Source organism: Variovorax sucrosi, from assembly GCF_051216635.1.
Taxonomy (GTDB): Bacteria; Pseudomonadota; Gammaproteobacteria; order Burkholderiales; family Burkholderiaceae_C; genus Variovorax.
Genome location: NZ_JBPJZU010000006.1, coordinates 301,561 through 321,544, shown reverse-complemented (window position 1 = coordinate 321,544; position 19,984 = coordinate 301,561). Strand labels below are relative to the sequence as shown.

Below are 19,984 nucleotides of genomic sequence, written 5' to 3'. Positions count from 1 at the left end.
GTTTGATATATTCGAACTTTTAATGTGAGAAATACTCAATGAACTTGAGTGCTTTGAACACCTTGCGGGCCATCCTGGTGCACGGCAGTTTCACTGCCGCTGGCGCTGCTGTGGGCTGCACGCCGAGCGCTGTCAGCCTGCAGGTGAAGCAGCTCGAAGAGTTCTTCGGGCGGCCGCTTTTCGACCGCAGCACGCGGGTGCCTCGCCCCACAGAGTTCGCTGCCGAGATCGCCAGCGTTGCCACCGACTTCAGCAATCGCATCGATACCCTGCGCGCAAATCCGGCACGTGTCATCGAAGGACGATTCCGATTGGGGGTGATTACGAGCATGCAGAGCGACCTGCTGCCGCCCGCGCTCCGATTGCTGCATGAGCGGCATCCGGCCTTGGACGTCACGGTCCCGCCGTTGAATGACACGGACGAACTCCTGACGGAACTGCGGGCCGGCCGCATTGACGCTGCGGTCTTGGTGCGACCTGAAAACGGCGGCTCGTCGCGAATGTCCTGGCTCGAACTGAAGCGCCAGCCGTACGTCATGTTGGCGCCGTCCGAGGCCCAAGAGACGAATCCGCGCGCGTTGCTGGCAGCACACAACTGGATTGCCTATGACACCAGTCTTTCTGGTGGACGGGTGGCCGCGCGGTACGTGAGAACGTTAATGCCAGCGCTGAATTCCACTCGGGAATTTCGCTCCATGGACGCCATCGTTTCCATGGTGTCGCTGGGCCTCGGAGTTACGGTGTTGCCCCAGCCACGCCAGCCGCTCCTGGATGCCTACGGCCTGAAGGTAATCCTTCTAGGTCGGCAAGCGCCTTTTCGTCGCATCGCCATGGTCTGGCGCCGTGCAGACGAAGATAACCGCGTCGTTTCTGAGGTAGTGGCCGCTTTTAAGGAGGGTCAAGCTCGTAGTGCCACTTGATGGCTTGAACACTTTTAATCACTCCTATGGGGCGGCCGCACCATCAAGAGGCGTATGAAGCTTTGGCTACCGAAAGTTTGAGCTGTCGTAGCAGTAGGCATTGACAGGCACAAAGCGGTTTATGGTGTGGCTGCTCAAAGCATGACGAATCCAGCGCATGACCTAGCAAGGTTTGACCGCGCCGCATCCCTGCGCCCGAGCTGGTGGGACGAGCCGCACAGTTGGACAGGGGCCACTGTGAAACACAGTATCTGTCCGACCGGCCAATGGGGCAGTGCCTGCACTTGGGAAGTTCGATAGCAGCACCAATCGTGCTCTAGGGAAACGCTGATCAACCTGCGGCACAGGCATGTCCGATGCATACGTGGAGCATAAGTAACTGCCAGCTCACAAACACCAAGGTGCTCATCGTCTATGCGCCTCATCCATGCCCATTCAGGGATCGGAATTGCTGTGGTGTGCATCCTGCGACGCGGCGGAAAAATTTGCTGAAGTGCGTGGCTTCTTTGAAGCCGAGCTTCTCAGCGATAACGCCGACAGGCCAATCAGTGTGTATGAGCAGGCGCTTCGCTTCCAAACCAAGCCGTCTTGAAACGTATTCCTTGGCACTGATCCCTTCTGCCTCCACGGCAGCACGCGTAAGGCTTCTCTCCGTGCATCGCATTTCACGGGCGTAACTGCTGATGCTCTTCCATTCAACCAAGTGCTGTTCCACCAGATCTTTGAAATCGTAGAAGCGTCTCAGCGATGGTCGCCTCGGTTGATTGTCGTGACCTTTGTCCCCGTAGCTGATCGCAAGCCATGAAACTAGCCCATAGAAGGTGTATCGTAGATAAGACTGCAGGTTTTCGAAGATTTCTGTGGGCGCAATCGCTTCATCCCGCAAGCGTTTTGAATGGCCGACCTCAGCGCAGTTTGCGTCTTGCTGCATCCATTCCATAGCGGTCACGGTCCGTTCTAGATCGCTGGAATCGAGGCGTATACAGTTTGGTAGGCGTTTCATATCAAATCCAACGCGCGCGGCCTCAGTGGATGTAGACCAAAGAAAGTCTGGGCGCACCAACAGTATCCAGCCATCCCACTCCTCGTCCTGCCCAAAGTTATGCGCTTGCCCTGGGCGAACCAAGACCATGCTGCCCACCCCACTTGGGCAGAGCTCGAAGTCGAGCATCTGATCGCCCTGCCCTTCGGTCACGACTATCAACATGTAGAACGTATAACCGTACGTGCGGCGCATGCCTTCTTGACTGGTCCTTCGCCGCAGGTCGGAGACGCGGAATATCTCTAGGCCAAAGGGATACGAACCTTTAGGCCGATAAACGATTTCTTCGATGTGGTTCCTTGGCGCTTTCATCACTTCATCGATCCCATGAACAGCTCTCTCGCGGCACCAATTTTTTGTCCGAAAAGTATCAGTAAATGGAGATCTATGCCTTCATATATCTTCTATTATGCTTAAAAATGCCATTCGCTGATACTGATGAGATGGCTCATGAATCGCGACCTTCAAGTGGTCACGCAGGAAGTGTTCGAACTGGAACGTTCGCTCAATGAGCGGTGGAGTTCAGGAGACAACCGCGGTTATCTCGACAACTACCATGAGGACAGCAGCTACTTCGATCCTGTTCTCGATCGCCTGCTTATCGGACGCGAAGTCGTCGTTGAACACATCCAGAAGCTGTACAAGAACCCGCGCAGCGTGCGCAGTGAGTACTTGAATCCGCACGTGATAGCCAGCGAGGCAGGTGACCTGGCGGTCCTCAGCTACAACCTGCGCAGCTATGTGGTGGATGCCAATGGTGCAGAGCAGTTGCTACGCGCGTGGAACGCGACGGAGGTCTACCGGAAGATCGCGGATGCCTGGCGTATCGTGCATTCGAACTGGGCGATCACGCGGTCCCTGTCAATGCCCATCGCCTCATGATCGCAGCGTGCAGTTCTGCTTATTCCTAGTGGCAATTTCCTGCGAAAGCCGCATACATGGTCGCCTCGGCGCTCTCAGGCCACGGGCGCGCGAGTCCTACGGGCTCATGTAGAAGGATATTCCTATGAACGCGCACGATTCGGGCGACCAGCGGTCACGTACCAGACGTCTTTCGCCGCGCCAGCTTCAGACGCTAGCTCGAGAAGTGGCGGCAGCGCTACCAGGCGCGAGCCACGGCCGCCCGTTTGTGGAAAAGCTGGACGTATATAAGGTTAGGGACAAAGTTTTCATGATCGTCACTGATGACCCCAACGAGAGAATCATCACGTTGAAAGCCGATCCAGACCATGCGAGTGCGCTGCGCGATCACTTTCAAGGGGTGACTTTTGGACGCTATCTCGACAAGGGTCACTGGATTTCCATCGGCGCGGGCCGAGGCATCACCTCACAGTTGATCAATGAACTGATCAAGACCTCTTATCAGTTGGTCGTCGAAACGATGCCAAGGCGTAACAGGCCGAAGGATACGGCGTGAGCAAGAGTCAAGACAGCCCAGCTATCAACTTGAGCGCTGGGTAGCCAGGGTCGTCGTCGCAGCGTCGTTGAGCGACGGACCCAAGCTCGACTTGGACCGCGCAGGAAACCACCTAAGCAAAAGGAATCAAAAATGACCCAGCAATCTCAAAAGACCCAAGCACTCGCAGATCATTACGTAGATCAGCTAGCGTCCTGGGCAAAGATCACGACACGGCCTCTGTTCGGTGCCGTTGCCCTCTATCGGCAAGAGCATGTCTTTGCAATGGCTTGGCACGGAGGCATCTACTTCAAGGTGGACGACGACTCACGCAAGAGTTACGAGGCCGCAGGTTCCCATACCTTGGGCTACGTAAGCGAGGGCGAGGAGCATGTGCTGAAGTCCTACTGGGAAGTACCCGCCGACGTGGTCGAAGATCGTGAGCAACTGCAGCAGTGGGCCGAGCGGGCCTACCGCGCGGCGGTTAAGAGCGCGAAGGGTTGATCGACGGCATGGTGCCTTCAGAGGCGGCCACCATAGTGATCGCACCAGGCTGGTTTCCTGCCTGTACATCGGCAGTGGTCGGAGCATTAGGCCAGGAGTACATAGGCCAGCAGGGCAGCCGCGGGGATGTCTGTGTCGACGAACTCGGCCGGCACAGGCGCCTGGGTCAGCGTGCGACAGTTGCGGCACGCCCACTTGCCACGCACGTGCTTTTGCACCATGACCACGCCAGGCGTGTAGTCCAGTTTCTGGGTCACGTCCTCGCCCACGCGCTGCAGTGCGCAGCCGCCCGCACGTGGTGCCATCGGGCTCGTGGCTGACCTGCACTCAAGGCAGGTTCTCGGGTAGCGCAGCGCGCCTGGCCGCTTATCCCGGTATCGCCCGCTGGCATCTTGACAGCCGCGCGCAGCGGAGAAGCTGCCCAGAGTGCGTGGGTATTGGCCCCGGTTTCTGCTGGCTTCGCCCCCGCATAGGGATCGGCGCACGAAAGTGCGTAATCCAGATAGCGAGACGAGCCGCCTTTTGGCCCTATCGAGCAACCACTATGTCTAACGCAATACCAGTCGTAAACGGACGGGCAGAGTCGTTGTTGAAGTTGAGAAGCCTCTCGCTGGTCTACAGAGTGAACTGGAGGCGCTTGCGGATAAACGCTCCCATTGCCTCTACCCCTTGTTGCCCCTCGGGAATCACGCTGGCAAAAAACGACCACACATGAATCATTCCCTCGGCAACCTGCAGTTCTACCTCCACGCCGGCTTCTTTGGCTTTCTCGGCTAGTCGAGTCGAATCGTCGAGCAGAACTTCAGCCGTACCCACCATGATCAGCAACGGTGGCAATCCGGTGAGATCCGAATACAGGGGCGACGCCAACGGGTTGTGGGGGTCTCCGCGGGGGCCAAGATAGCTGTCGAAGCAGACGTCAAGTAGTTCACGTGTGAGGAATACATCCTCAGCCGCCTTCGTCACTATCGATGGTCCAGTCCGAGCGAGATCGGTTGAAGGCGAAAGGCAGATGGCCGCACCCGGGAGCGGGATGCCCTTCTCCTTGAGGGCGAGCAATGTGGACAGCGCCAGCCCGCCACCAGCCGAATCTCCGGCAATGACAATACGCGAAGGGTGAACTTGTTGCTGCAGCAGCCACTGGTAAGCCTTGACAGCGTCCTCCAAAGCTGCCGGGAATGGGGCTTCCGGCGCCAGTCGATAGTCAACGGACAGTGCACGCACCCCTCCCGCTCGGCAGATTCGCGCCACGAAGTTTCGATACCCCACCGGAGAACCCATGATGTAGCCTCCGCCATGCAGGTAGAAGAGAACCATCGTGTCGTTGCTCTCAGGAACTCGCGTCCATTCCGCCTTAACGCCATCGGCATCTACCTGGACAAATGTTGCACCTTCCGGTGGCGTGAAGGCCAGCCCCATGGCATCGAAGCCCTGCCGCAGTTCAACTAGACTTTTCCCAGCATCAATTGGACTGGAGCGGAGCTGAACCAACAGCTCTTCAAATTCTCGACTCGGCATCTATCGGTCCTTGCACGTTACATTGAGCATGGTGACTATCTCAGATCGCACTTCAAAAGGAACGGCATACTTCGGACAATGACGGACGCAGTTCGGACACCTCGGCCAGGTGGACTCTTTTCGCGCAAGGCGGCGCGTGGTCTTTGGCAGACGGTGAGCTACGTGGACTCCGAGTTAACGCCATCCAGTAGGGTCGAGGTCGATCGACGGCGGTTCGGTGGGCGTCAAGGTCATGGCGACGATGCGCTCAGGCCACGCGGCCCCCATCCACCGGCAGTGCCACGCCGGTGGTGAAGGCCGCGTCGTCGCCGAGCAGATAGAGCACGGCCGCCGCGATCTCGTCGGGCTCGCCGAAGCGCTGCAAGGGGATGCCCGATAGCATGCGCGCGGCACGGGCATCGCGCGCCTCGTCGTCGCCAGCCTGCGCGAAGCTGCTCTCCGACATCGGCCCGTTGATGGTGCCGGGGCAGATGCAGTTCACGCGGATCTTCTCTGCCGCGTGGTTGAGCGCGAGGCTGCGGGTCAGCATCGTCACCGCACCCTTCGACGCTGAATACGCCGAGAGGAAGGGCGAGCCGACCAGGCCCGCGGTCGACGAGAACAGCACGATCGAACCGCGACCGATCTCGCGCATGTGCGGCACGAACGCGCGCACCGCCAGCCAGGGGCCCTTCACGTTGATGGCGAACAGGCTGTCCCACTCGGCCTCTTCCAGCTCGATGGCGGGCTTGGCCGGGCCGAGGATGCCGGCGGCCGGCGCGAGCAATTCGACCGGGCCAAGCTCGCGGCGCGCCGTCTCGGCCGCACGCGCGACGTCGGCCGCGGAAGAGGCATCGCCCACCACGACCACCGAGCCCGGACAGGTCGCTGCCGCCAGCAGTAGTCCGGCTTCATCGCGGTCGAACATCAGGACGCGTGCGCCCTGCGCGGCCAGCGCCTGCGCGGTGGATTTTCCGAGGCCGCTCGCGGCGCCGGTTACGGCCGCCACGCGGCCTTCGAAACGTCGGGTCATCGATCCGCCTCCCGCGCGTCAGGGCATCGCGCGGCGGTACTGGACGAAGCCGGGGCGGTCGGCCACCTTGTCGTACAGCTTCATCGCGTCGACGTTCGATTCGTGCGTGAGCCAATAGACGCGCGAGGCGCCGTGCCGGCGGGCCGCGTCGTACACATGCTCGATCAACTGACGGCCGTACCCGCCCTTGCGGCAGGCCGGGTCGACGAACAGGTCCTGCAGGTAGCAGTAGTCGCCTTCGGTCCAGGTGGAGCGATGGAAGATGAAGTGCACGAGGCCGACCGGCCGGCCGTCCCGCTCGGCGAGCGCGCAATGCATCGGCTCCGCGGCATCGAGCATCCGGGCGAAGGTGCGCTCGGTCACCGCGGGCGCGATCTCGACCTTGTAGAACTGCTGGTAGCCCTTCCACAACGACGCCCAGGCGTCGCAGTCGGCGGAGGTCAGGGGGCGGATGGAGACCGTGCTTGTCATGCTGCTGCTACCAGTTGGGGCTGCCAGGTACCGGTGGCTTCGATCTGTGCGGCCAGTTGAAGAATGAGGTCGTCGCGCCCGAGGCGGGCCATGATCTGCGTGCCGACCGGCAGTTTCGCCGGTGTCCAGTAGGTGGGCAGGCTCGCCGCGGGCTGGCCGGACGCGTTGATCAGCGCGAGGAAGGTCGAGTAGCGCCCCATGCGGCGGCGGAAATCCTTGAAGCCGCCCGTCATGGCGAGCTCGCCCAGCGGCGCGGGCAGCTGGACCAGGCCCGGCGTCATCAGCACGTCGACGCCGTCCAGGCAGGCGTCCATCAGGCGGCCGATGGCGTGGAAGCGGTTGATGGCGGCGGCATAGACCGCGGCCGACACCGAGTGGCCCATGTCGTAGCCGTCGCGAATGGCCGGTTCGAGGTCGTCGTCGCGCAGGGTCCGGCCGAGCACCTTGAGGCGGCTGTCGACCGACAGCACGATGTTGGCCGCCAGCACGTCGGCGTGCGCGTCGACGAAGCCTTCGTAGTCGAAGGCCGGCGTCTCCCTCTCGACAATCTCGTGGCCGAGCGACGCGCACAGCCGGGCCGTGGCGTCGAGCGCCGCCAGGCATTCCGGTGCGAGATCGATGCCGCCGAAAGGCTTGCGCCACACCGCGATGCGCAGCGGGCGCGTCAGCCCCTCTTGCACCGAGGTCAGCAGCTTCTTCTCGAAGACCGGGCCGAGGTACGGTGCGCCGGCTTCCGGGCCGGCGATGGCATCCATCGCGGCAGCGGTGTCGCGCACGGTCCGGCTCAGCACGCCGTCGACCGCCAGCCCGCCCCAGCCTTCGCCACGGAACGGCCCCATGGGCACCAGGCCGCGCGAGGCCTTCAGGCCGAACAGGCCGCAGCACGACGCGGGGATGCGGATCGAACCGCCGCCGTCGCTGCCGTGCGCGACCGGCACGATGCCCGCCGCCACAGCCGCCGCGGCCCCGCCGCTCGAGCCACCGGCCGACCGGCTCGCATCCCACGGGTTGCGCGTGGGGCCGCCGTTGCGCGTGGCCTCGGTGGTCGGTGCCATGCACAGCTCCGGCACGGTCGAGCGCGCGAAGGGAATGAAGCCGGCCTGGTCGAACCGGGCGACCAGCGTGGCGTTGCGCGTGTAGTGCATGTCGTTGAACAGCGTCGAGCCCAGGCTCGACGGCAGCCGCGTCGAGGCCAGCCCCGAGTCCTTCAGCAGGAACGGGATGCCGCCGAAGGCGCCGCGCGGCGTCCATTGCTGCGCGACGGCCATCGACGTGTCGTACTGCTCGTAGCTCAGCGCATTCAGGGCCGGCGCGCGCTGGCGCGCCAGCCGGATCGCGCAGGCCATCAGTTCCTGCGACGTGACCTCGCCCGCACGCAGCAACGCTGCCAGGCCCAATCCGTCCGACTTCTCGTAATCTTGATCTTGCATGGCGCTCAGGCGATGGCCTCCGCTTTCGCCCAGGAATCGGCCACGTCGCCACCCCGGGCGAACCAGACGTTGGGAAAACCCTGCATCCACGCGATGAACTCGCGCAGCATCGCGATGCGCGACGGCCGGCCGATGACCTGCGGGTGCATGGTCAGCGAGTACAGGCCGCCCCAGCGGTAGATCTCGCGGAACTCGTCCTTCCACACCTCGAGCACCTGCTCGTTCGAGACGATGGTTCGCGGCGTCTTGATGGAGAAGAGCGCGAAGGGTGCATCGTCCAGGCTCCAGTGCACCGGCAGCTCGATCGGGCCGGGCGTGCCGTCGGCCAGTACATGGCGGTAGGGGTTGATCTGGTCCATGAGCGAGCTGTCGTAGCGCAGCCCGTACTTCTGGATCAGCGAGATCATGTTGTGGCTGGTCTCCCATGCCGGCGAGCGGTAGCCCAGGGGCTTGACGCCGACCGTGGCCTGCAGCGCCTCCAGTCCCTTGACGAAGACTTCCTCCTCGAGCTCCGGCTTGTCGGGGTCGATCCATTCGTGCAGGTAGCCGTGGTGGCCGACTTCGTGCCCGTCCTTGAGCATCAGCTCGACCTTGTCGGTGTGGCGCTCGGCGGTCCAGCCCGGCACGAAGAAGGTGGCGGGCACGCCGGCGTCCTTCAGCGTCTCGACGATCTTCGGCACGCCGACCTTGGCACCATAGGTGCCTTGCGACAGCGTGCCGGGGCGCTTGGCGTTGGCAGGGTCGCGCGACAGCCACAGCGTCTCGGCGTCGAAGTCGAAGGCCAGCATGACAGCGCAGCGCGCGCCGTTCGGCCAGGTCACGGGATCATTGGGGTTCATCAGTGGGTCCTTGTGCTCTTGGAATAGGTTGACGAAGGCAGGCAGTGTTCAGGCGTGCGAGTGGCAGGCCAGCCAGCCGCCGTCCACGGCGATGACCTGGCCGGTGACGTAGGAGGCGTCTTCGCTGCAGAGGAAGGCGATGACCGAGGCGACCTGCGCGCCGGTGCCGATCGACTTCAACGGCGTCGCGTCGACCATGGCCTTGTTGTAGTCCGCGTCGTGGCTCAGGCGGTGCGCCGTCATCGCCGTGTGGATGACGCCGGGCGCCACCGCGTTGACGCGGATGCCGCGTGCCGACAGGTCGGAGACGAGCTGCCGCGTGAGCTGCGACACGCCGGCCTTCGAGACCGCGTAGGCGGTGGAGCCCGGAAAGCCGGTCTCGCCGAAGACGGAGGCGACGTTCACGATGCTGCCGCCGTCCGCCAGGATCGGCAGCACGTCGCGCGTCAGGCGCAGCACCGCGCGCAGGTTGATGCCGAGGATGCGGTCGATCAGCGCGTCGTCCGACAGTGCTAGCGCCTTGGAGCCGCCGCCGCCGGCGTTGTTGACCAGGAAGTCGACCGGCCCGCCGAGTTGCCGCGCCGCCTCGACCACGCGCCGGGGCGCGTCGTCGCTCGACAGGTCCAGCGCCAATGCATGCACACGCGCGGCGTTGTCCTCGTTCACCCGATCGATCCCGCCCGCCTCGCCGAAATCGAGGTCGACCGCTAGTACGCTCGCGCCCTCGGCGACGAACCGTTCCACCGTCGCGCGGCCGATGCCCTGGGCCGCGCCGGTGATGATGATCTTCTTGTCCTTGAATCGCATGTCCGACGCCTTCATGGGGTGGCCGGCATCGGCGCCGCGCCCAGATAGAACTGCTGCAACGACGCCATGTCGACGTCCGGCCCATTCACGCAAGAATGCGCCACGCGGCCTTCGCGCAGGATGTGGATCTCGTCGGCCAGCTCCAGCGCCATCGACACGTTCTGCTCGACGAGCAAGATCGAGAGGCCCCGCTGGCGCAGGTCGCGGATGATGTCCGCGATCTCGCCAACGACCTTGGGCGACAGCGCGGCCGAGGGCTCGTCGAGCAGCAGCAGGCGCGGCTTGGCGAGCAGTGCCCGGCCGATGGACAGCATCTGGCGCTCACCCCCCGACAGCAGCCCGGCGAGCGCCTTCTTGCGCACCACCAGCCGCGGGAAGAGCGCGTAGACCTCGTCGAGGTCGCGCCGGATCTGCGCCCGCTCGCTGCGCCGGTGGTAGGCGCCCATCAGGATGTTCTCTTCGACCGACATGCCGGCGAAGACTTCCTTGCCCTGCGGCACCAACACGAGCCCCCTGCCCGCCATCTGGTGCGCCGGCACCTGGTCGACGCGCTGGCCATCGAGCAGGATCTCGCCGGCGGTCGGCACCACCAAGCCGGCCAGGGCCTTGAGCGTCGTCGACTTGCCCGACCCGTTGCCGCCCAGCACCGCTGTCAGCCCGCCCTTGGGCACGGAAAAGGACACGCCGTACAGCACCTTCGACCGCCCGTAGCCGGCCTCGATGTTCTTCACTTCAAGCATGCTTAGCCCGTCCTGTTCCCAGATACGCCTCGATCACGCGCGGGTCGTTGATGGCCACCGACGGCGCCGCGTCGGCGATCTTCTCGCCGTAGTCGAGCACCACCACGCGGTCGCACACGGCCTGCACCACGCGCATCACGTGCTCGACCAGCAGCACGGTCACGCCGTAGTCGGCACGCATGCGTTGGATGACCTCGATGAGCCGGTCGACCATCGGCGGCGACAGGCCGGCGGCCGGCTCGTCGAGCACGAAGACGCGCGGCCTGGTCGCCAGCCCACGGGCCAGCTCGACCATCCGCTGCTGGCCGATCGACAGCGCCGTGGCGGGCTGGTCGATGAACTTCTCGAGGTTGAACAGCGACAGCATTTCGATGGCCTTGGCACGGACCGCCGCGTCCTCGCGGCTGGCCGAGGCCAGGCGGAAGATCGACGCACCATAGCCGGTCTGGAGGCCGGGCTGCATCGCCAGCGCGATGTTGTCGGCCACGGACATCGTCGGAAACAGCCGCAACATCTGGAAGGTGCGCGCGACGCCCGCGCGGGCGATGCGCCAGGGCGCCGTGCCGGAGATGCGCGTGTCGCCCATGTAGACCGCACCGTCGCTCGGCGGCAGTACGCCGGTCACGATGTTCGCCAGGGTCGACTTGCCCGAGCCGTTGGGGCCGATGAGCCCCACGATCTCGCCGTCGCCCACGTCGAAGCTGATGCCGTTGAGTGCCACCAGACCGCCGAAGCGACGCGTGATCGTGTCGAACCGAAGCAGGGGGGCCGTCATTTCTTCTTCCTTCCGACCCATGCACCGAACACGCCTTGGGGCATCGCGATCACCATGACGATCATGAGCACGCCGTAGATGATCAATTTGTACTTCGCAGCGAAGCCCAGCATTTCCGGCAAGGCCGTGAAGACGACCGCGCCGAGCAACGGCCCCCAGATGGTTCCGCGCCCGCCCACGACGACCATCGCGACGATGGTGGCCGAACTCAGCACGGTGAAGTCGTCGGGTGTCACGCCGCGGATGTGATGCGCCACCAGCACGCCTGCCGCGCCGGCCAGCGCCGAGGCGAGCACGAAGGCCGCCAGCTTGCTGGCCGTGGTGTTCAGACCGATGGCCCGCGCCAGCACTTCGTCGTCGCGCACCGCCTGCCACGCCATGCCGAGCCGCGAGTGGGTGAGGCACCAGCCGATGGCGACACTGGCCACGCTAACGCCGAGCGCCAGGTAGTAGAAGCGGTCGATGGACGTGAAGCCCGCAACGGGTTGCACCTCTATGCCGAATTGACCGCCGGTGAGAGACTTCCACTGCGTCAGTGCGAGATAGACGATGGTCTGGAACGCGATGGTCACGATCGCCAGGAAGTGGCCGCGCAGCCGCAGCGCCGGCAAACCGAGCAGCAGGCCGCACAGGCCCGCGACCGCCATGCCGGTGGGCAGGTTGACCCAGAAGCCCGTGCCGAAGTCGCGTTGAAGAATCGCGGTGGTGTACGCACCGATGCCGAAGAACGCCGCATGCGCGAATGAGAACTGCCCTGCCCAACCCATGACCAGGTCGAGACTCACCGCCAGGATGACGAAGATGAAGATCATCACGAAGATGTTCAGAACGTAGCCGCCCGGACCCATCGTCGGCAAGAGCAGCAAGGCGCCGAGCGCGACCAGCAATGCAAGAAGTGAACGCATGTCAGGAACGCTCCGTGGATTGGCCCAGGAGTCCCTGCGGGCGGATGAGGAGCATGGCGATGACCAGAAAGAAGCCGATCATGTCGCGCAGTTCATTGCCGATGTAGCCGGACACCATCGCCTCGACCACGCCCAGGCCGACGCCGGCGATCACGGCACCGCCGATGCTGCCCATGCCGCCGAGGATCACCACGGTGAAGGCCTTCATCACGAGCATCGCGCCCGAGGTGGGTTGGACGAGGAACACCGACGACATCAGGGCACCCGCCACGCCGGCCATGGCCGCGGCGATGGCGAAGGTGATGACGGCGATCTTGCGGACGTTCACACCGCTGATCTGCGCCACGACCGGGTGTTGCGCCATCGCGCGCAAGGCGCGACCGGTCCAGGTGAAACGGAGCACCAGCAGCAGCGCCGTCACGATCGCGATGGTGACGACCACGATCAGCACGCGCTGCCCGGTGAGGAAGACCGAGCCGATCTGCACGGGCACGCTGGCGAGGTCGGTCTTGAGCGATTGCGGCTGCGCGCCGAAGACCAGCAGGGCCACGTTCTGCAGCAGCACCGACAGGCCGAAGGACGCGATGATCGCGTTGCTCGGGTCGCGCTTGGCCAGGGGCTGGAAGACGATGCGTTCGGCCAGCATGCCGAAGGCCGCGAGACACAGCACCACCACCAGCAAGGTGGGGATGAGCGGCATACCGAACACGGCCGATGCCGTGACGGCCGCATAGCCACCCAGCATGTAGAACTCGCCGTGCGCGAAGTTGACGATGTGAAGAATGCCGAAGACCAGGGTCAGGCCAACGGCCACCAGCACGTAGCTGGCGCCGTTGACCAGCCCGTTGGCCAGGAATTGTGGAAACAGGCTGAGCAAATCCATGGCGACGCGGGATCGATCAGTCGAACGGCAGCCACTGGCGCTTGCCGTTGCGCACGATGGCCAGGCCGATCTTGAAGCTGACGCCGCCCTTGTCGTCGAACTTGGCGACCGTGCCGTCCGGGCCCTGCACCAGCGGTACATCCTTCATCGACTTGAGCGTGGCCTGCATCGATGCGCCGTCGAGCTTGGGTGCGCGGCGCGCGGCTTCGACCAGCAGGTGCATCGAGTCGTAGCCCAGCGCGCTGTAGACGTCGGGTTCCTTCTTCATCTTCTTGCGGAATTCCGCGGTGAAGGCCTGGCCGACCTTGTTGGGCGTCGATGGCTCGAACATCGACGACACGGCGAAGCCTTCCGAAGCGGGGCCTGCCAGCTCGATGAGCTTGTCGCTCATCATCGAACCGGAGCCGACCAGTTCGGCCTTCACACCCGCCTCGCGGGATTGCTTGATGATCTGCGCGCCCGCGTCCATCAGGCCGGCGATGTAGATGGCGTCGGGCTGCTTGGTGCGGATCTTGGTGAGCACCGAGTAGAAGTCGCGCTCGTCGGGGTTGTAGCTTTCGGTCGCCACGATCTGGCCGCCGTACTGCGGGATCACCTTCTTCATCTGATCGGCCAGGGAGGAACCGTAGATCGAGTTCTCCTGGATGAGGGCGACCTTCTTCGCGTTGAGCTTCTTGACGATGTCGCGCGCCGACTGCTCGCCCTGCTCGTCGCTGCCCGGGAATGCGCGGAAGAACCACGGATCGCCTGGGGTGTTGGCTTCGGTCACGTTCGACGACGTCGAGCCCGCCGACACCATCGGCACCTTGAACTCGCGGGCGACCTTCGACGAGGCCAGCGCGACGGCGCTCACGTACGTGCCGCTGATGGCGATGACCTTGTCGGACTCCACCAGCTTGCGCACCGCCGTCACGCCCTTGGTCGAGGAGCCTTCGTCGTTCTCGATGAAGAGCTGCACCTTGCGGCCGTTAACGCCGCCCTTGGCGTTCGCTTCGTCTGCGGCGAACTGGATGCCTTCCAGGATGGATGTGCCGGCCAGTGCGGCCGGGCCGGTCAACGGCAGCATCACGCCGAGCCGGACCGGCTCGCTGTTGCCTTGCGCGGCAGCCAGAGGAACGACGGCAGCCGCCATCAGCGCAAGCACGGCACGGCGCATCACGATTCGCTTCATATCAAAGGGTCCTTCCGAGGGAGTCAACAAGAGCCGAAGAACATGCACTGATTCAGCACACATCCACCATTTTGGGTCATTTGTATTTCTATGCAATACAGTTCGATTGTATAATAGCATCGCCAGCCCATTTACATGGGAAGCAAGCAGCTTTCATGCCCATCGACGGGTTACATTCCCTCGCGTCCAACCAGGAAGATCCAAGATGTCCGCTCCCGATCATTTGTTCGTGCAGTCCGTGGCGAAGAGCATGAGCGTGCTGGAGGCCCTGGGCGCGCGGCCCGAGCCACTGAGCCTGAACGAGCTGGCCGAGCAGGCCGGCATGGACCGCAGCACGGCCCAGCGGATGGCGCACACGCTGGTCACGCTGGGCTATCTGGAGAAAGGGCCGAACGGCCGCGGCTACGTGCTGGGCAAGAAGCTGCTGGAGCGCACTTTCGACTTCCTGCGCGGCACGCCGTTGATCGAACGGGCGACGCCGATCCTGGCCGACCTGCAGCGGCAAACCGGCGAGCGCGTCGACCTGAGCCTGTTCGACGACCTGTCCATCATCTATGCGCTGCGCCGGCAAAGTAAGCGCGAAACCTTCTTCGCGACGCTGGTGGGCCGACGGATCCCGACCTACTGCTCATCGGGGGGCCGCGCCATCATGTCGCACCTGTCGGAGGAAGCGGTCGACGACATCCTGGAGCGCTCGGTGCTCGCGCCGATGACGCCGAAGACCGAGACCGACAAGGCGCGCATCAAGCTGAAGATCGCCGAAGCCAAGGCGCTCAACTACGGGCTTTCGCTGGAAGAGAGCCTGCTGGGCGAGATCGCGATCGGCTCCGCCATCCTCGACCACAACAACCAGCCCATCGCCGCGGTTCACATCGCGGGTTCGTGCTCCGAGTGGAACAGCGAGTCGTTCACGCAGCGCTTTGCGCCACTCGTCATCGAGGCTGCCCGTGCTCTGGGGCGAGCGTGAACGTTCCTTTTTCAGCTGCTGCGCTAGGTATTACCCACTCTCAGTCGTGTCGACACATCGATCGCGCAACGGGCCTGATGCCACCGGTCGGGACTGTTGTGGTTAAGCAATTTCAGACACGCCGATAGACTGGAATGCAGGCAGCGCGTTCCACTGAGTGCCGCCGCTCATGATCGATCGGTGCACGGTAGCCAAGCGTCGAATGCAGCCTGTTGGAGCTGTAGAGGCCGACATTGCAGTCAGCGATGTCGGTTTTTGCCTCCTCGTGATTGGCATAGTCGCGCTGCCAGATGCGCTCCATCTTCAGGCTCAAAAAAAACCGCTTCATAACGGCGTTATCCCAGCAGTTGCCTTTGCGGCTCATGCCGGCGATCAGGCCGTGCTAGGCCAGCAAATCGGTGTTGCCTGGCTGGCGTATTGGGCGATCCGCGACTCGCAAGTATCGCCCGATGGGCCTGCGGTCACGCCATTGCGTGCGCACTCATCGCTTGGCGCAATCGACGACCATCGCTGGCCGGCGGTGCGCCGAAATGCCGGACGTATTCCCGGCTGAACTGCGATGCGCTCTCGTAGCCGACCGTGAATGCAACCTTTGACGCACTGTCTTCTCCGGTCAGCAGCAGTTGGCGTGCTTCCTGTAGCCGAAGCTGCTTCTGGTACTGAATGGGGCTAAGGCCAGTGATGGCCGAGAAGTGGCGGTGCAAGCTGGCCCGGCTCATCCCGCTCGCGTCGCACAAGGCCTCGATGCGCAACTGAACGTTGAAGTTATCCCGTATCCAGGCGACGGCCTGCCGGATGCGACCGAGCGCGCCGTCGGGCTGGGCGATCTGCCGCAACAGCTGTCCGTGTGGCCCCTGCAAGAGACGATAGAGCAATTCGCGCTCGGCCATTGGCGCCAGGACGGGGATATCGGAAGGCCTGTCGAGCAGCGACAGCAAGCGAAGCAACGCTTCTTGTAACGAGGCGCTCATTGGATTGATTTCGATGCCAATGCTCTTCGATTCGGTCTCGCGTACGGAGGGCATTGTCGTTGCCAGTTCTGCCAGCAAGGCTGGTTCGAGGACCAGTGATACCGCGACATAAGGTCGGCCCGCACCGGCATCCAGAATCTGGCCGCTCAGAGGGAGATCGATCGCGCTGATGAGATATTGCGCGCTGTCGTACGTCAGCAACTTGTCATTGATCGCAACCCGTTTGGATCCTTGCAGGATGAAACAGATCATGGAGCGATAGAGACACGGCGCCTTGCCCGTAGAGGCCTGCCCCATGGACAGCTCCAAGCGAGGGATCGGAGTGACCACCACACCCTGCGCCGCATGGCGCAAGGCGATGTCGAGGTGCGGCGTGAGTTCAAGGTTCATTCCCCAAGTATCTCACCGCTCTCCTTTCAGTCAAGCAATTTGAGACGATTGGGCAAGGCATTGAGCCGATCAGGCGCCTCTGAAATTGGCGTCCCACCTATCGTTGTGGCACCAGCCGGGCATCCGGCGGCCTCCCTTGCCGAAACCCTTCAACCATCACCCAAACCATGACCCACCAGATCGCACTCATTACCGGCGCCAGCCGCGGCCTTGGCCGCAATATGGCATTGCACCTCGCCAAACGCGGTGTTCACATCATTGGCACGTACCGCAGCGGCGCGGCGGAAGCCGACGCGCTGCGCCAGGAGATCGAAGCGCTGGGCGGCAAGGCCGCCATGCTGGCGCTCGATGTGACGGACACGACGAGCTTCCCAGCATTTGCCGAGAAGATAGCCGACACCCTGAAGACCGATTTCGGCCGCGAGCGGTTCGACTTTCTGGTCAACAACGCCGGCAACGGTCTTTTCTCCAACTTTGCCGATGCGACCGAAGCGCAGTTCGAATCGCTGGTCAGCACGCATCTGCGTGGACCGATCTTCCTGACCCAAAAGCTGCTGCCCCTTATCGAGGACGGCGGGCGCATCCTGAACGTCTCGTCCGGCTTCGTGCGTTTCACGATGGCGGGCTACAGCCTCTATGCGGCGATGAAGGCTGCGGTCGAGGTGCTGACCCGGTACCTGGCGGTCGAGCTTGGTGCGCGCCGTATCCGGGTGAACGCGATCGCGCCCGGCGCCATCGCAACTGACTTCGGCGGTGGCGCGGTGCGCGACAACGACGGAGTGAACGCCTATGTGGCGCAGGGCATCGCATTGGGTCGCGTCGGTCTGCCGGACGATGTCGGTGGCGCGGTCGCCGCCATCCTGTCCGACGATATGGGTTGGGCGAACGGCACGACCTTCGACATTTCGGGCGGGCAGTTGCTGTAGCACCCGCGCGATACCGCCCGTTCCTTGCCTGCACTTCGAAAGACCTCCATGTCCGACACTCGCCTCACGCTCATCAGCCACCCGCTTTGCCCGTTCGTTCAACGGGCGGCGATCGTCCTTCTGGAAAAGGGCGTGTCGTTCGACAGGATCAACGTCGATCTCTCAGCCAAGCCGGACTGGTTTCTGACGCTTTCGCCGACCGGCAAGGTACCACTGCTAAAGGTAGGCCAGGCGGATGGGCCGGACGCCGTTCTTTTCGAAAGCATGGTGATCTGCGAGTATCTCGAGGAAACTCAAGCCGGCGCAAGGCTGTATCCCAACGATGCGCTGTCCCGTGCCCGGCAGCGGGGCTGGACCGAGTTCGGCACGGCAACCCTCGCCGAAGCCTGGCAGTTCCTCAACGCCAAGGATCGCCCGACTGCGGATACAAAACAGGCGGCGTTCCGGGCCAGGCTCCAGCAATTGGAGGCGGTGCTCGTTGAAGGGCCCTATTTCGGCGGCGCCGCCTTCGGCATGGTAGACGCAGTGTTCGCGCCCATCTTCCGCTATTTCGACATCCTCGATCCGACGATGTCGCAGCCGATCTTCGAAAACCTTCCCCGCGTCACAGCGTGGCGGGTGGCACTGGCGGCACGAGAAAGCGTCATTGCTGCAGTGGTAGAAGACTACGCCGAGCGATTCCGACAGCACCTCCATCAGCATCAGGCGCTCCTCGCGCACTGACTGCTAATCAAGAAGGCTTCGTAGTTACCAGAAGAAATCGCAAGGGTCGTTCTATACCTCGCCCTCGACGAATCCGCATGAACCCCAGGTTCGGAAATCATCCGACGGCGGTCGCGGCCTCAACAAATGAAATACCGTTTAAGAATTAAGGAATCCTAACAATGAACACACTTCTCGACAGAAATCCCGTTCGCCAGAGCGCGCTGATCCTCATCGAATATCAGAACGACTGGGTGGCATCCACCGGCAGTATCAATCCGCAGTTCCAGGATCGCGAGCAGTTCGAAACCTCGGTCACGAACGCTGCGAAGGTCCTGGAAGAGGCTCGTCGTCGCAACATGGAAGTGATCCACGTCACCATGGTGTTAGAGCCGACCTACAAGGTCCTCGGGAAGGGCAAATACGGACTGCGCACGATGATGCCCGCATACAAGTCCTTCCTCGGCGATCAGACCGATTTCTTCCCCGGCTTCGAGCCCAAGGCGGGAGAGTATGTGATCCGTGAGCGCACCGGAGGCAGCAGCGCTTTTGCCGCCACCACGCTGGACAGTTATCTGCGGAACAACCGTATCGAAGACATCTATGTGATGGGCTATGCCTTGCGGCAGTGCGTGGAGTCGACGGTGCGCAACGCCCATGACCTCGGCTACAACACCAGTGTCATCTACGATGCGTCCGCGGCCTTCACGAAAGAGCAGCAAACGTCATTCGTAAACGAAATTCTTCCGTTCTACGGCAATGCGGTCACGACGCAGGAATTCGTTCAGTCGCAGAACTAAGCACTTAGAAGCCCAGCTTTACCCCTACGGAGCTGGACTTCCCTATTCCGGCTGGATCGACCTGCCACCAACCGTTGCCGCAAGTCGCCGGCTCTGTGACGCGCCCGGCCAGTATCGAGTGCGCTCGGGAATTGGACGATCGCGGATCATGGCACTAGCGCAGGCGGCTACGTCACCGACGACGTGATCACGATCAACGATGGGCAAATGGGCAAATGACGAGAAGGGAAGAGACACGATGATCGGCATGATCGTGAGGATTAATGTCAAGGAGGGCAAGAGCGCCGAGTTCGAACGGGCCTTTGCCGTGCAGGGCCAGAGTGTGCGGGCGAATGAATTGGGCAACCATCTCTACGAGCTGTTCCAGTCGCGCACCCAACCCGATACGTATACGCTCGTCGAACTCTATGACGACGACCATGCGCTCGCCGTGCACAAAGAAGCGCCTCATATGGTTGCCAATCGTCCGCTGATTGAGCCGCTAGTCGAGGGGCGGCCAGTGGTCGAGAAATTTGACATCGTGCCACACGAGACATCGGCATGAATGCCAGCCGATTTGTGGCCGATACAGCGATTGGTGGTCGTATCATTGCTGGGCAGATTCAAAAGTGAAGTGCAACACCCGACCCTGTAAGGTCCATCGATGTTGCCTCGCCTCCGAAACTACAGCCAACTCCAACCCGAAGACCTCGTGACGCCGGCGAGCTTGCAGCAGTCAAGCTACGGCATCGTGCCATGGCCCGCTTGTGCAACCGCCCAGCCAGCGCCATCAGCCGCGAATTGCGCCGCAACGCCGCTGCAGGCCCGTACGCCAG

At 62.9% G+C, this 19,984-nt stretch carries 23 protein-coding genes and 1 pseudogene; 9 read left to right on the top strand and 15 right to left on the bottom strand.

Going from position 1 to position 19,984, the window contains the following annotated elements:
- The first annotated feature begins 38 nt into the window (after window positions 1-38).
- Window positions 39-920, top strand: coding sequence for a LysR family transcriptional regulator (locus ACSFBE_RS14170; RefSeq protein WP_435491024.1), 882 nt, complete (start codon window positions 39-41; stop codon window positions 918-920).
- Between the two features lie 421 nt (window positions 921-1,341).
- On the opposite strand, the gene ACSFBE_RS14165 is transcribed toward ACSFBE_RS14170, so the two are convergent.
- Window positions 1,342-2,274, bottom strand: coding sequence for an AraC family transcriptional regulator (locus ACSFBE_RS14165; RefSeq protein WP_435491076.1), 933 nt, complete (start codon window positions 2,272-2,274; stop codon window positions 1,342-1,344).
- Window positions 2,275-2,412: 138 nt separating this feature from the next.
- Between ACSFBE_RS14165 and ACSFBE_RS14160 the strand changes: the two genes are divergently transcribed.
- The 3 genes from ACSFBE_RS14160 (at window position 2,413) to ACSFBE_RS14150 (ending at window position 3,862) form a co-directional block, all read left to right on the top strand.
- Window positions 2,413-2,844: a YybH family protein gene (locus ACSFBE_RS14160; RefSeq protein WP_435491023.1), complete on the top strand. Its 432-nt coding sequence runs from the start codon at window positions 2,413-2,415 to the stop codon at window positions 2,842-2,844.
- A 124-nt stretch (window positions 2,845-2,968) separates the two neighbouring features.
- On the top strand, window positions 2,969-3,379 hold the full coding sequence (locus ACSFBE_RS14155; protein WP_435491022.1) for an MmcQ/YjbR family DNA-binding protein: 411 nt from the start codon (window positions 2,969-2,971) through the stop codon (window positions 3,377-3,379).
- Between the two features lie 132 nt (window positions 3,380-3,511).
- The gene (locus ACSFBE_RS14150) at window positions 3,512-3,862 is read left to right on the top strand and encodes a TfoX/Sxy family protein (protein ID WP_435491021.1); all 351 of its coding nucleotides are present in this window, start codon (window positions 3,512-3,514) and stop codon (window positions 3,860-3,862) included.
- Window positions 3,863-3,948: 86 nt separating this feature from the next.
- On the opposite strand, the gene ACSFBE_RS14145 is transcribed toward ACSFBE_RS14150, so the two are convergent.
- The 12 genes from ACSFBE_RS14145 to ACSFBE_RS14090 form a co-directional block, all read right to left on the bottom strand.
- Window positions 3,949-4,167 (bottom strand): IS66 family transposase zinc-finger binding domain-containing protein, encoded by a 219-nt coding sequence (locus ACSFBE_RS14145; protein WP_435491020.1) that lies wholly within the window; start codon window positions 4,165-4,167, stop codon window positions 3,949-3,951.
- A 310-nt stretch (window positions 4,168-4,477) separates the two neighbouring features.
- Window positions 4,478-5,380, bottom strand: a complete 903-nt coding sequence (locus ACSFBE_RS14140; RefSeq protein WP_435491019.1) for an alpha/beta hydrolase — start codon at window positions 5,378-5,380, stop codon at window positions 4,478-4,480.
- 247 nt (window positions 5,381-5,627) lie between these two features.
- Window positions 5,628-6,392 (bottom strand): SDR family NAD(P)-dependent oxidoreductase, encoded by a 765-nt coding sequence (locus ACSFBE_RS14135; RefSeq protein ID WP_435491018.1) that lies wholly within the window; start codon window positions 6,390-6,392, stop codon window positions 5,628-5,630.
- Window positions 6,393-6,410: 18 nt separating this feature from the next.
- Window positions 6,411-6,863, bottom strand: a complete 453-nt coding sequence (locus ACSFBE_RS14130) for a GNAT family N-acetyltransferase (protein WP_435491017.1) — start codon at window positions 6,861-6,863, stop codon at window positions 6,411-6,413.
- Window positions 6,860-8,293, bottom strand: a complete 1,434-nt coding sequence (locus tag ACSFBE_RS14125) for an amidase (protein WP_435491016.1) — start codon at window positions 8,291-8,293, stop codon at window positions 6,860-6,862. The genes ACSFBE_RS14130 and ACSFBE_RS14125 overlap by 4 nt, the downstream gene beginning before the upstream one ends.
- 5 nt (window positions 8,294-8,298) lie before the next feature.
- On the bottom strand, window positions 8,299-9,132 hold the full coding sequence (locus ACSFBE_RS14120; RefSeq protein WP_435491015.1) for a polysaccharide deacetylase family protein: 834 nt from the start codon (window positions 9,130-9,132) through the stop codon (window positions 8,299-8,301).
- Window positions 9,133-9,180: 48 nt separating this feature from the next.
- Complete coding sequence (locus ACSFBE_RS14115) at window positions 9,181-9,939, bottom strand: SDR family NAD(P)-dependent oxidoreductase (RefSeq protein WP_435491014.1); 759 nt, start codon at window positions 9,937-9,939, stop codon at window positions 9,181-9,183.
- Window positions 9,940-9,950: 11 nt separating this feature from the next.
- Window positions 9,951-10,679: an ABC transporter ATP-binding protein gene (locus ACSFBE_RS14110; protein WP_435491013.1), complete on the bottom strand. Its 729-nt coding sequence runs from the start codon at window positions 10,677-10,679 to the stop codon at window positions 9,951-9,953.
- On the bottom strand, window positions 10,672-11,454 hold the full coding sequence (locus ACSFBE_RS14105; protein ID WP_435491012.1) for an ABC transporter ATP-binding protein: 783 nt from the start codon (window positions 11,452-11,454) through the stop codon (window positions 10,672-10,674). The genes ACSFBE_RS14110 and ACSFBE_RS14105 overlap by 8 nt, the downstream gene beginning before the upstream one ends.
- Window positions 11,451-12,359, bottom strand: a complete 909-nt coding sequence (locus ACSFBE_RS14100) for a branched-chain amino acid ABC transporter permease (protein ID WP_435491011.1) — start codon at window positions 12,357-12,359, stop codon at window positions 11,451-11,453. The genes ACSFBE_RS14105 and ACSFBE_RS14100 overlap by 4 nt, the downstream gene beginning before the upstream one ends.
- A 1-nt stretch (window position 12,360) precedes the next feature.
- On the bottom strand, window positions 12,361-13,242 hold the full coding sequence (locus ACSFBE_RS14095) for a branched-chain amino acid ABC transporter permease (RefSeq protein ID WP_435491010.1): 882 nt from the start codon (window positions 13,240-13,242) through the stop codon (window positions 12,361-12,363).
- A 16-nt stretch (window positions 13,243-13,258) separates the two neighbouring features.
- Window positions 13,259-14,413 carry an ABC transporter substrate-binding protein gene (locus ACSFBE_RS14090; protein ID WP_435491009.1) on the bottom strand — a complete coding sequence of 385 codons (1,155 nt, stop codon included), beginning with the start codon at window positions 14,411-14,413 and terminating at the stop codon, window positions 13,259-13,261.
- Window positions 14,414-14,618: 205 nt separating this feature from the next.
- Between ACSFBE_RS14090 and ACSFBE_RS14085 the strand changes: the two genes are divergently transcribed.
- Window positions 14,619-15,380 (top strand): IclR family transcriptional regulator, encoded by a 762-nt coding sequence (locus ACSFBE_RS14085; RefSeq protein WP_435491008.1) that lies wholly within the window; start codon window positions 14,619-14,621, stop codon window positions 15,378-15,380.
- Window positions 15,381-15,492: 112 nt separating this feature from the next.
- On the opposite strand, the pseudogene ACSFBE_RS14080 reads toward ACSFBE_RS14085, so the two are convergent.
- Both ACSFBE_RS14080 and ACSFBE_RS14075 read right to left on the bottom strand, forming a co-directional pair.
- Window positions 15,493-15,762: pseudogene (locus ACSFBE_RS14080) on the bottom strand (integrase core domain-containing protein); the annotation flags it as partial.
- 79 nt (window positions 15,763-15,841) lie between these two features.
- Window positions 15,842-16,741: an AraC family transcriptional regulator gene (locus ACSFBE_RS14075; protein ID WP_435491007.1), complete on the bottom strand. Its 900-nt coding sequence runs from the start codon at window positions 16,739-16,741 to the stop codon at window positions 15,842-15,844.
- Window positions 16,742-16,908: 167 nt separating this feature from the next.
- Here ACSFBE_RS14075 and ACSFBE_RS14070 point away from each other — a divergent pair, with 167 nt between their 5' ends.
- The 4 genes from ACSFBE_RS14070 to ACSFBE_RS14055 all read left to right on the top strand — a co-directional run bounded on the left by ACSFBE_RS14070 (window position 16,909) and on the right by ACSFBE_RS14055 (window position 19,713).
- Window positions 16,909-17,667, top strand: coding sequence for an SDR family NAD(P)-dependent oxidoreductase (locus ACSFBE_RS14070; RefSeq protein ID WP_435491006.1), 759 nt, complete (start codon window positions 16,909-16,911; stop codon window positions 17,665-17,667).
- Window positions 17,668-17,715: 48 nt separating this feature from the next.
- Window positions 17,716-18,390, top strand: a complete 675-nt coding sequence (locus tag ACSFBE_RS14065) for a glutathione S-transferase family protein (protein ID WP_435491005.1) — start codon at window positions 17,716-17,718, stop codon at window positions 18,388-18,390.
- 161 nt (window positions 18,391-18,551) lie between these two features.
- Entirely contained in the window at window positions 18,552-19,169 is a 618-nt protein-coding gene (locus ACSFBE_RS14060; protein ID WP_435491004.1) for a cysteine hydrolase family protein, read from the top strand.
- 238 nt (window positions 19,170-19,407) lie between these two features.
- Window positions 19,408-19,713 carry a putative quinol monooxygenase gene (locus tag ACSFBE_RS14055; protein WP_435491003.1) on the top strand — a complete coding sequence of 102 codons (306 nt, stop codon included), beginning with the start codon at window positions 19,408-19,410 and terminating at the stop codon, window positions 19,711-19,713.
- Window positions 19,714-19,984: the final 271 nt, after the last annotated feature.